The 11,858-nt window shown below is 53.3% G+C and carries 10 protein-coding genes; 4 read left to right on the top strand and 6 right to left on the bottom strand.

Annotated elements, in window-relative coordinates:
- Positions 1 to 22 precede the first annotated feature (22 nt).
- Positions 23 to 1,528 (bottom strand): malate dehydrogenase (quinone), encoded by a 1,506-nt coding sequence (gene mqo, locus V5S80_RS02515; RefSeq protein ID WP_395169157.1) that lies wholly within the window; start codon positions 1,526 to 1,528, stop codon positions 23 to 25.
- Between the two features lie 360 nt (positions 1,529 to 1,888).
- Here mqo and mtr point away from each other — a divergent pair, with 360 nt between their 5' ends.
- Both mtr and V5S80_RS02505 read left to right on the top strand, forming a co-directional pair.
- Positions 1,889 to 3,460, top strand: coding sequence for a mycothione reductase (mtr, locus tag V5S80_RS02510; RefSeq protein WP_395169156.1), 1,572 nt, complete (start codon positions 1,889 to 1,891; stop codon positions 3,458 to 3,460).
- A 111-nt stretch (positions 3,461 to 3,571) separates the two neighbouring features.
- Entirely contained in the window at positions 3,572 to 4,975 is a 1,404-nt protein-coding gene (locus tag V5S80_RS02505) for an MFS transporter (protein ID WP_395169155.1), read from the top strand.
- A 128-nt stretch (positions 4,976 to 5,103) separates the two neighbouring features.
- Here the strand turns inward: V5S80_RS02505 and map are convergent, their stop codons facing one another.
- Positions 5,104 to 6,003, bottom strand: coding sequence for a type I methionyl aminopeptidase (gene map, locus V5S80_RS02500; protein WP_395169427.1), 900 nt, complete (start codon positions 6,001 to 6,003; stop codon positions 5,104 to 5,106).
- 265 nt (positions 6,004 to 6,268) lie between these two features.
- Positions 6,269 to 7,558, bottom strand: coding sequence for a M50 family metallopeptidase (locus V5S80_RS02495; protein WP_395169426.1), 1,290 nt, complete (start codon positions 7,556 to 7,558; stop codon positions 6,269 to 6,271).
- A gap of 263 nt (positions 7,559 to 7,821) precedes the next feature.
- Here V5S80_RS02495 and V5S80_RS02490 point away from each other — a divergent pair, with 263 nt between their 5' ends.
- A complete protein-coding gene (locus V5S80_RS02490) occupies positions 7,822 to 8,238 on the top strand; it encodes a DUF2631 domain-containing protein (protein WP_395169154.1) in 417 nt (138 codons plus the stop codon).
- An 84-nt stretch (positions 8,239 to 8,322) separates the two neighbouring features.
- On the opposite strand, the gene rlmN is transcribed toward V5S80_RS02490, so the two are convergent.
- Positions 8,323 to 9,507: a 23S rRNA (adenine(2503)-C(2))-methyltransferase RlmN gene (gene rlmN / locus V5S80_RS02485; RefSeq protein ID WP_395169153.1), complete on the bottom strand. Its 1,185-nt coding sequence runs from the start codon at positions 9,505 to 9,507 to the stop codon at positions 8,323 to 8,325.
- A 117-nt stretch (positions 9,508 to 9,624) separates the two neighbouring features.
- Here rlmN and V5S80_RS02480 point away from each other — a divergent pair, with 117 nt between their 5' ends.
- On the top strand, positions 9,625 to 10,200 hold the full coding sequence (locus V5S80_RS02480) for a lipopolysaccharide assembly LapA domain-containing protein (RefSeq protein WP_395169152.1): 576 nt from the start codon (positions 9,625 to 9,627) through the stop codon (positions 10,198 to 10,200).
- A 3-nt stretch (positions 10,201 to 10,203) separates the two neighbouring features.
- Here V5S80_RS02480 and V5S80_RS02475 read toward each other — a convergent pair whose 3' ends face one another.
- Positions 10,204 to 11,082 (bottom strand): phosphatidate cytidylyltransferase, encoded by an 879-nt coding sequence (locus tag V5S80_RS02475; protein ID WP_395169151.1) that lies wholly within the window; start codon positions 11,080 to 11,082, stop codon positions 10,204 to 10,206.
- A gap of 218 nt (positions 11,083 to 11,300) precedes the next feature.
- On the bottom strand, positions 11,301 to 11,858 hold the full coding sequence (frr, locus tag V5S80_RS02470; RefSeq protein WP_395169150.1) for a ribosome recycling factor: 558 nt from the start codon (positions 11,856 to 11,858) through the stop codon (positions 11,301 to 11,303).

Genomic DNA, 11,858 nt, shown 5'->3' with positions numbered 1-11,858 from the left:
GCGTACTTGCTTCATTCTGGCGCTAGGACTCCAACTCCAGCGCCTTCTGCGAACGATCCCATTGCTCCTGGAATAGATCTGTGTGCCGCGACATCAACGTGCCGTACGAGGGCACCATCTCCTTAATCTTCGGAGCCCAGTCAATCATCTTACTGCCAAAACAACGTTCAAGCAGCTCGATCATCGCCGATGGAGCGATCGAGGCACCGGGAGAAGCCCCCATTAAACCAGCAATCGAGCCATCATTACTTGAGATCACTGCTGTGCCGAACTCAAGCGAACCAAACTTCGGTGCACCAATCGGCTTAATCACCTGCACCCGTTGGCCGGCCGTGACAAGTTCCCAATCCTCTGCTCGTGCTGAAGGCATATATTCACGCAGCGATTCCACACGTGCCGTCTGATCTTTCAGGACTTCTTCGACAAGATACCGAGTCAACCCAAACTCCTGAAGTCCGACCCCAAGCAAAGATAAAATATTACCGGGACGCAGTGACCTCGGAAGATCTGTGAAGTGGCCATTCTTGAGGAATTTCGGGGTCCACCCTGCATACGGACCAAAGAGAAGACCACGTTTACCATCAATGATACGCGTATCGAGGTGCGGCACAGACATCGGAGGAGCACCAACAGAAGCCTTACCATAAACCTTCGCAGAATGCTGCCTGACCAGATCTTCATTGGTACACCGCAGCCACGCACCAGAGACCGGGAATCCGCCATAGCCTTTAATTTCTGGAATTCCTGCTTTCTGCAACAGCGGCAATGCCATTCCACCAGCACCGACAAAGACAAAGTTCGTCGTAATAACGGATGTATCTCCGGTATGAAGGTTCTTCGTCGTCACCTTCCAATGTGAACCTGCCCGGGAGATATTCTGAACCTCGTTGCCATACCGAATATCGACACCGTTCTGGGTAACATAGTCGATGTATTGACGGGTCAAAGCTCCGAAATTGATATCAGTGCCCTCGTTCGTCCACGAAATAGCAACTGGCTCCGTGTAATCACGGCCATGAGCCATCAACGGTAGCTTTTCAGCGAACTCTTCGTTGTCATCCGTGAAATGCATGCCTGGGAACAGTGGATGGTTACTGAGAACATCAAAACGCTTCCGGAGAAAGCGAACCTGTTCACCGCTATGCCCGAATGACACGTGCGGACATTTGTTAATAAACTCGCGCGGATTTCCTAGCTTGTTCTCTTCAATGAGATAGCTCCAGAATTGTCGAGAAATCTGAAATTTCTCATTTACGCTCACGGCCTTAGAAATGTCAATATCACCGTTGACCTCGTGCGTATAGTTCAACTCACACAAGGCGGAGTGGCCAGTACCAGCGTTATTCCAGGGTGCCGATGATTCTCCTGCCGGAACATCAAGGCGCTCCACAATTACCTGGTCCCAATCAGGTTGAAGCTCTTTGAGCATCGTACTTAATGTCGCGCTGATAACCCCAGCACCGATGAGAACAACATCGGTATCGGTTCCTTTTCCTGCGCGATCAGTGGATTCTGACACGATTTTCATCATCCTTCGAGACGTCACGACCAATCGTGACTCCAGTGAGAGTGGCGAATTGCTATTCGTTCTTGTCCTTCATAACTATGCGACACGGCCCACGGCCAATCGCACCTGTGGTTCGCAATGACCAACCACAATGAACAAAGGGCCGATCCGACGACGGAACCACCCTGCCCTTTGAGACTACTCGCCGGTGAAATTTGAGCATGCCCTAACCATGGCAAAAATGGAGCCTGATAAGTATTTGTAGAAGGATACCCCCTTAAACGGGGGAAGCAGGACATGATGTCCCCACCACCGTGGCGGATGGGAACATGATCACCAACGATTTCGTTACGAACAATGAATACACAGAAAGGACACCCCATGTCTTCATCGCCGACGCTGGCTGACAACGGACCACAGGCCCCTCGACGTCACTATGACCTCATGATTATCGGGACAGGATCAGGAAATATGATCCCCGGGCCAGAGTTCAATGATACGCGTATCGCCATCGTCGAGAAGGGCGCATTTGGCGGGACGTGCCTCAACGTCGGCTGTATCCCAACAAAAATGTACGTGTACGCCGCCGATATTGCAGAGGCCGCACGTGAATCCGAAAAATTCGGAATCCACGCCCACGTTGACGGAGTGGACTGGCCGGCCATCGTACGTCGTATCTTCGAACGACGCATCGACCCCATTGCACGCGGCGGCGAGAACTATCGCCGTGGAGATGAGAACCCAACAATTGATGTCTACGACCAATTCTCCCGCTTCATCGGCCCCCGAACACTCGAAACTGGGCAAGGCGACACCGCCGTCACCATTACCGCCGACCGCGTTATCGTCGCAGCCGGATCACGGCCGTTCGTTCCGCCAGTCATCACGGAATCTGACGTCCCATACCACACCAACGAAGACATTCTTCGCATTCCCGAGCTCCCCGGTTCTATGATAATCCTCGGCGGCGGCGTCATTGCCGCCGAATTCGCTCATGTATTCAGTGCATTAGGGGTCGAGATCACTGTCATCAACAGATCCTCCCGGCTCCTCAAGAAGCTCGACACAGATATTTCACAACGCTTCACCGAAATCGCATCTAACCGCTGGCGAACATACCTTGGACGGACTGTCACTAAGGCAGAACGCACCCTAGGGGACGCCGCCCCAACGTCATCCCCGCTCACCTCCCCCGACGAGACCTCTGGTAATCTCACACTCACTCTTGATGACGGCACAACAGTGAGCGCAGAGGCCCTTCTTGTCGCCATGGGCCGAACTCCCAATGGCGACCTGCTCAACGCCACTGACGCGGAGGTAGACCTCGACGACGCTGGCAGGATCGTCGTCAATAGTTTTGGGGAGACCACCGCTCCGCGGGTGTGGGCACTCGGCGATGTGTCATCACCGCACCAGCTCAAACACGTGGCGAACCATGAAGCGAAAGTCGTTAAGCACAACGTTCTCCTAGACATGGGTGTACTCGACGATCCGAACACCACATTCACCAAGATGGGCACCATCGTCAAAGACGGCCCCAACGCAGGAAAGCAAACTGTTCACCACGCGAATGTTCCTGCAGGCGTATTCACCCACCCCCAGATCGCCACGGTGGGCATGACCGAGCAGGAAGCACAAACCTGGGCAAACGACAACAACACCACTATCGCGGTCACAATACAAGCCTACGGTGACGTCGCCTATGGCTGGGCTATGGAAGATGACACCGGATTCGTCAAACTGATCGCTGATAGAACAACCCACAAGCTACTCGGCGCACACCTCATCGGCCCACAAGCAACAACCCTGATCCACCAGTTCATTACCATGATAGAGCAAGGACTATGCGTGTCCGATGTCGCTGAAGGACAATACTGGATTCACCCCGCTTTATCAGAAGTCAATGAAAACGCCCTCATCGGCTTAGGGCTCACCTCACCATTATCGCCCTAAATTCTGCTACTCCACGACGAGCTGTCATTGTTCTAGACGATCAACCATAACAATCCTGACTATCGTCAAAAGACGACGAAAGAAGAAAGAGTAGAGGTACAAAGTCAACCCATGGCTGGAAAAAAATTTCCACACACGGGCTCCTCGCCAGGGGCCCATGAGGGGATTCTTGCCCCCCGTTACCGCAGTCTTACCATTGCATTAATTACGCTCATCACCATTGCCGCGTTTGACGAAACCGCGGTGATGTCCGTGATGCCGTCGATTACCTCCGACTTAGGCGCTTCAGGGGGAGCAGGGTATACCCTGACCTTTACCGCAGTCACGGCTGCATCAATTTTCGCTATGGTCGCAGGCGGCATGCTCGCAGATTCTCGTGGTGCGATGAAGACGTTGCGGTGGGCTGGTGTCATTTTTGTGATCGGTTTGCTGTTGTCTGTCGTTGCCCCCACAATGACGATATTTTTGATTTCTCGTGTCCTTCAAGGAATCGGAGGAGGCGCAGTTGTTGTTGCGATCTATGCCATCATTGCCGTCACATTTCCAGCTCGGCTACAAACCAAAATGTTCGCTGCTCTTGCTGGAGCATGGGTAATTCCCACACTCGTTGGTCCTGGGGTGGCCGGCGTAATAACAGAAAGCCTTAGCTGGCATTGGCTCTTTGGCATTTCTGCTGCGGCATCCATCGCTGTCTTCCCGTTCCTACCCGCTGCCGCTGCCCCAGTCACTGCTGACACTAAACACCCGAACGCCATAACAATGCTCATCGCAGCGCTGGTCGTAGCGGTCTCGTCCTATCCACTGACGGTCTCTAGTAACTTTGGTTTATGGGGAATCATGGTGTTTCTCGCAGCAACTGGTGTGACGTTAGTCGCCATCAAGCCTCTAGTACCCAGTGGCACGTTCCGCGCCGCTGGCGACATTCCATCGTTAATTCTTCTTCGCTTCCTTTTCGACGGATTCTTCGGCCTTGAGGCGTTAATCCCGCTTCTTCTTGCTCGTCGTGATGGATTACCACCAACACTAACGGGGTTGGCGTTAACGGGAACAGGGCTGACGTGGTTTATCGGCTCACACCTCCAATCGCAGAGGGAACCAAAGCCTCTGCCGGCAACGCTGTGGATCTCTGCTGCCTTCATGGGAACCTCTGCCTTAGGCGTTGGCATCAGCAGTGCACTAGGAGCCCATTGGCTTGTGATAACAGCATTCTGGACAATATGTGGGTTCGGTATTGGCTATAGCTACCCACGGATAAACGCAGCGGCGCTGAGCTTGGCGCCCACAGATAAAGCTGGATTTACAGGCTCTGCACTGCAAGTATCTGGTATGACGGGGATGACGATGACTGTGGCAGCAGCAACTCTGGTCCATACTTTAGTTCCACTGCCGACAGGAGGAGCCTTCGGTGTTGTCTACATCGTGGCTGTTCTCCCGCCAGTACTGATCGCACTCATTGTGCTCAAATGCGGAGATGTCGATAAGGCAGAGCGACACAGCGTGGTCACCACCACCTAAGAACTCCCCCCGCCACAGACAAAGAAACAATAACAGCATCACCAATCCCCGCTCCTTGGCACGGATCGGGGGGTGAGTGCACACACCCACCGCGCTCCGCCTGGGCGTTTCCGTCTGAATGATGCGATCTACTCGTCAATCGAGAAATCAGGCTGAGTCAAAATATCGGCACCATCTTCGGTGATCACAAGGGTGTGCTCGAATTGAGCCGTCCAATTTCCTGGTTGCGTCAATTGGGCAGTCCAATCATCGTCCCAGATTCGATAATCAAGATTCTTTGTTTGGGTGATCATCGGCTCGATAGTAAATGTCATCCCCGGCTCCATAATATCTTGTGGCCAGGAAGCATCATAGTGCAATATCACCAGGCCACTATGAAATGTGGTGCCAATACCGTGCCCTGTGAAGTCACGGACCACCCCATAGCCAAAACGACGAGCATATGACTCAATAACACGACCAATGATATTCACAGGCCGCCCTGGTTTGCACGCTTTAATGGCACGGTAGGTGCATTCTTTCGTGACCTCAACCAGCTTCTTATGATCCTCAGACACCTGTCCGGCGAGAAACGTCGCATTGGTGTCCCCGTGAACACCATTCTTATAGGCTGTGACATCAATGTTCACAATGTCACCATCCTGGATCACGGTGGTATCTGGGATTCCATGGCAGATAACCTCGTTGAGGCTGATGCAGCTTGCTTTCGGATAGCCCCTGTAGTGGAGGCACGATGGATAAGCATCGTGCTCAACAAAGTAATCATGAACGATACGGTCCAACTCATCTGTCGTTACACCCGGCCGAACTGCTTCTCCCGCCTTATGCAAGGCGTTCGCAGCGATAACACCCACTTCACGCATATGCTCAATATTCTCAGGAGTCTGAACCAAGGGCTCCCCGATGCCTTCCCGAGGCTCTTGGCCACTATTGACGTATTCGGGACGAGGAATATGAGCTGGAACATGACGAATGGGAGTAGCATGCCCGGGAACGAGCGGTGGACGCGTTCCATCTGAGGTCGCCATCTGAGGATGAGGGGCTGTCTCCGCCGAATTGTTGGTCATGCCCACATGGTAGCGCGACAGGGCTCAATCCCTCGATAATGACAGGTGGTTAGCCTACTCTTAGAGAGACATACACGTGCCACAGCCTCATCTGTGTAATCCATCTACCGCCCATCGGAGTGAGCGTGACACGAACACGGCCTCCCATGCGACGGTGCTGAGCATGGTGCATACTCTACGGCTGGACCACATCACACAGGCGTGGAACCGTCAAAAGACAATGACACTACCCAAATAACCTGATCGGATTGACCACATCAGCGACAACGACCAAAGCGCCAAAACCGAACAAAACAACGAAAACTGCGACGGTCAGAGGCATCAACTTGGTGTAGTCAGCAGGCCCCAATGGCGCGAGGCCACGTAGCCGCCGCAACGCATCACGGATTTTTTCCCACACAGTTACCGCAACGTGCCCACCATCCAACGGAGGCAACGGAATGAGGTTAAACAGGGCGAGGAAGAAATTCAGGCTGGCCAACAGAACGAAGAAAGAAGACCACTGATCATGTTTAACCAAATCACCGCCGGCAACAGAGGCACCGACCACACTCATGGGAGAATCCTCGCTACGTTCACCACCAGCAATTGACTCCACCACACCAGGAATAGAAGCAGGCAGCTTAGCCAGGCCAATTACTGACTGGCCAATCATGTAACCGGAATATTCCAAAGAGCCAAGCACGGCAGAAAACGCGTTGTACCTCATATACATGTCGTGTGGGCGTTCCCACGTCATACCGATAGCACCGACTGTCACCGTGGCGCCTTCCTTAGACTGACGTTCAACACGTTGAACCGTCACGTGAACCACTCGAGTCCGGCCATCGCGTTCCACAACTACTGGAACAGTAGGATCACGGTCATCATCTTTATGATCATGGCCAACTTTCTGGACGACGTCGCCCATTGTCGAGAAACTCGGGGTATCCTTCCCGTCGACCTTAACGATGGTATCGCCTGGCCGGATACCGGCGTCGCCAGCAGGCCCCCGGCCAGAACAATCTGGGCCTCCTATTTTGTGCGATGAAACTGCCTCCGACGCTGTACGCGGCACACACTGCGTCGCCCCTACCTTGGCCGAGAGATCAACATGTGGGTTGGGCAAACCCCAGGCGACAGCAACAAAGTACATCACGACGATACCTATGAGCAGGTTCATCATGATGCCACCCAGAAGAACAATGATGCGCTGCCATGCTGGTCGTTTAACCATGGCAAAAGGTTCGTCGTCCGGCGCGACCTCATCAATCGCTGTCATACCAGCGATATCGCAGAAGCCACCGAAGGGAACTGCTTTAAGCCCATATTCTGTCATCAAAGGATGACCAGCGGCCACGGAGGTTTTCTTTTCCCGACGTCGAAAAGAGACGAGCGTTGGACCGAAACCGATAAAATAGCGGCGAACGCGCATCCCGAAAGCACGCGCAGAAATCATATGCCCGCACTCATGCAGCGCAATCGTCAGAACGATCCCTATGGCAAAGAGAACAAGCCCCACGATGAAACTCATGATCGCCTACCCTACCGGGTACCACGAAAGAACGCTGCTACGCCCAGCCCAGCCGATGTTTTCTGAGACAAGAACTATCGCCGGGCGAATCACAGATAGTCCGTTATTCTCCCGCTATGGATGATGACTAAATTGGGGTAACCTAGACGGCACCACTGTGGCTGAAACGTCGACCATCAATAGTGAAAAATTACCGGGCAGGAGCACCGGAGGCGTATCGGACGTGGATCGCCATTGTTCCGGCAGAGGTAAGAGGAGAGGTTCTCGTGTCTGAAACGAATCACAAAGTGTACAACGGGGTATCTACAAAAGATGAGCCATCCGCCTATTGGGGATGGCATGACCTTGGACGCCGTCCTGTGGTTATTGCCGGCATCGTAGGTGGTCTGCTCCTCTTGTTTATGCTCGTCGGTAACCATAAGGGACACGTAGAAGATGTCTTCCTCATCGTCACCGCTGCACTCTGCTTCATCGGCGCGCTCATTATTGCCTTGCAACCCAAACTCAACCAAGTTCGCACAGTTACGGCACACAATAAGCCTGCCGATCACGTTGAACCGGATTGGGCCGCAGACCAGTTGACACTGAGCGGAGCGTACTCGAACCTCACAGATTCGCAATTACGCTCTTTCAACATCGATCCGACGACACTGAATAAACAACACGCGGTCGAAGGTAAGTAATTAACCTGTAGGAAACCGGACCCGCAACACCTATCATGGCGCTATCGGCTTGGCCGATAGCGCCATTGACAACTCTTATGACAATTAGGCAATCTGTCCCTCAGCTGCCAGTTGCCCGCATGCCGCCGCGATTTCCTGCCCACGAGTATCCCGAACAGTACATTCCACGCCCTGCGCCTTCACCCGACGAACGAATTCATCTTGTTGTTGTTTTGTCGACGCATCCCACAAGGAGCCCGGGGTCGGATTCAGCGGAATCACATTAACATGAACTTTAGAATGAAGGGCCTTCCGTAGCTTCTTACCTAGTAAATCTGCCCGCCACCCTTGGTCATTCACATCACGGATCAACGCATACTCAATAGAAACACGGCGTCCCGAGCGATCCGCGTAATACGCGGCAGAATCCAACACGTCATCGACCGACCACCGATTATTCACAGGCACGAGACTATCGCGTAGCTCGTCGTCAGGAGTATGCAACGACACGGCCAATGTGACAGACAAGCCTTCGTCGGCAAATCTACGAATAGCCGGGGCAAGCCCCACCGACGACACCGTCACGTTCCGCTGCGACAAACCGAACCCCTGTGGAGAGGGATCTGTAATCTGCCGAACAGCACTCACTACGCGCTTATAGTTTGCCAACGGTTCACCCATTCCCATGAACACGATGTTGGACAGCCGGCCTTCGCCCCCAGCCACATCACCGTTACGCATCGCAGCTGCAGCAGCGCGCACCTGATCAACGATCTCCCCCGTGGATAGATTTCGCTGCAAACCGCCTTGGCCCGTGGCACAAAAAGGACAAGCCATCCCACAGCCAGCCTGTGAAGAGATACACAGCGTTGCTCGCCCCGGATACCGCATCAGGACAGACTCAAGCAACGTCCCATCATGCAACTTCCACAGGGTTTTCCGTGTGGCTCCCTCGTCACATGAAATATTTCGAACCGGAATCATCAACCGAGGAAAAAGCGCATCCTGAACTGGCTGGCGGGCCGCAACAGGAAGATCAGTCATCGTCTCCGGAGTAGCTTCAAAACGCCCATAATAGTGCCGGGCTAACTGATTCGCTCGAAATGCCGGCAAGCCAAGATCCCTCACGGCTTGCTTCCGTTCATCAGGAGAAAGATCTGCAAAATGTGTCGGCGGCCGACCCCGGCGTGGGGCTGTAAACCGTAGCTGCGCCTTGTTATCAGCTCGATTCAAAGATTCAACAGGCTTGAGGCCCAAGTCTGTTCGTAATTCTGTGTGTGATTCTGTCATTAGCTATACATTCTGCCTACGATAGGACGAGAGAATCCAATTGTGGACTAAAGGTCAACGTGAGTACACGTCAGAACACCGACGTACTCGACGATGTTGAGGTATTGTTACGGAGCAATGAGTACACCATCAAAGTCGAAGGACACCAAATCGAACCAGTCCAGTGATACGATTAGTCAACGACGACTCGACGGAACACAGGACGGTCAAGCACGGACACCCAGCGTCGTTCGGACAACGCCCGAAGGTGAACGAAAAAAGGCCGAACGCAAACACAACGAAGACGCTACACGTCGCCACCACGGAACGGTCGAAAAGATCGAGCATAGTGATAAGCACACCAGCGCCCCACACATGTCTGACGGAGAACCTCATACAGAGCGCCGCCGTGTCACTCGTGAAGGCACTGATACTCATGCCGGACCAGTAAAGAAAAAAACTGATGTTAAAGAAACACTCGCTGGTACCACATGGGTCGCCCTCAGCATCGGAGTTGCCTTACTCATCCTTCTTCTGATCTTCATCATTCAAAATATGGAACCGGTAACACTGACCGTCTTCTTCTGGAAAGTATCATTCCCCGCCGGAGTTGGCTTCCTCCTGGCTGCAGTCATCGGAGCAGTCATCGTGCTCTCTGTTGGTTCGGTTCGGATGCTTCAGCTACGTCGCCACATCCGCGACCACGAAAATTAGTCGCTACAGCTGGATGAACGTCGCAAGCACCCACGTCATCGCGGCAGCAGGAAGCAAACTATCGAGACGGTCCATTAGACCACCATGCTCAGGAATAAGGCTACTCATATCCTTGATGCCCAACTCCCGCTTAAATTGGGACTCTACCAAATCACCCAACGTTGCTGCGCACGCGAGGACCAACCCCACCACAACCCCCTCCCACGGAGCGCGCTGAAGCAATAGCCACGTCGTCACAGCCCCCACCGTCGCTGCAAGAATCAGAGACCCCACAAAACCCTCGACAGACTTCTTGGGACTGACCGCAGGGGCAAGTGGATGTTTCCCAAAGAACACGCCGGCTGCGAACCCCCCCACATCATTGCCGACCACACACAAGATAAAGGTGACGATTAGCGCCCACCCACGAACATGACCCTGATGATACAAACTCAAGTGTGCCGCTGCCGTCCCGCACAAGGAGATCCAGGTTAGGACAAAAACGGCCACCGCCATATCCCGAAGGTAATTAGTCGTCGCCTGGTATCGTCCGCGGTTAAACAGACGGGTAATAAAAATTGCACCGACGGAAACGATGTATCCGATCACCATACCTTCGGCTCCCCACGGTAACGACAACCACAGCATAAGCTGTCCACCGATGAGGATCACCAACGTGGAAACATCGTAGTCATGCTCTTTAAGACGATGCGTAACCTCCCACGTGGCGAGGCCGATTACCACCGACAGGAGCGGATACCACGCGTTCGGAATACACAGACCCCCGACAATAAGCGCACCGAGAATAACCCCGACAATAATCGCAACTGGCACGTTGCGCCCTGCTTTATTTCGTGGTCGTCGAAGGGATGCGTCGTTACAACCGCGCTCATCTACAGTCATCGGCTATTCCCGCGCTTTCTATCTTGAGGTGTGCAACATCAGCGACACTGCATCGACATTGCCGCAAATATACCTAAATATATATGGCCACCAAGGAGCAGCCTGACATGCAGCACACGCGACGGTCACGCCCACTTAAGCTGACGCCCGAAAACCCAGCCTCGCCGCCACCTATACCATCCGACCATGCTGTGGCAGCTCACGAACGTACTAGAGTACTAGACTTCCATCAATTCTTTTTCTTTCGCCTCAATGAGCTTATCGACCTGGGATACATACGACTGAGTGGTCTTGTCTAGCTCCTTCTCAGCCGCTTGGACTTCGTCCTCCCCAGCCTCACCGTCCTTTTGGATACGCTTCAACTCATCCATTCCCTTGCGTCGAATGTTACGGATGGCGATTCGCGCATCTTCCCCCTTACTCTTGGCAAGCCTGACCATCTCCTTACGACGTTCCTCGGTGAGCTGAGGAACAGTCACACGCAGCACCTGCCCATCATTAGTGGGGTTAACACCCAAGTCCGAATTGCGAATAGCATTCTCAATGCTATCCATGATGCTAGGCTCATACGGCTTAATGATGAGCATCCGGGGTTCGGGAACGCTAATAGTCGCCATCTGTGTGATTGGCGTCAACGAACCGTAGTATTCAGCTTGAACACCATTAAACATTGACGGATTCGCGCGTCCAGTGCGGATAGTCGTCAAATCTTCGCGAACGTAGTCGACCGACTGGGTCATACGCTCTTCGCAAGCAAGCAGTGTGTCATCAATCAT

This window comes from Corynebacterium sp. PCR 32, from assembly GCF_037464985.1.
Classification (GTDB): domain Bacteria; phylum Actinomycetota; class Actinomycetes; order Mycobacteriales; family Mycobacteriaceae; genus Corynebacterium; species Corynebacterium kroppenstedtii_D.
Note: the sequence above shows the minus strand (reverse complement) of the source record. Positions and strands in the feature narration are given on the sequence as shown.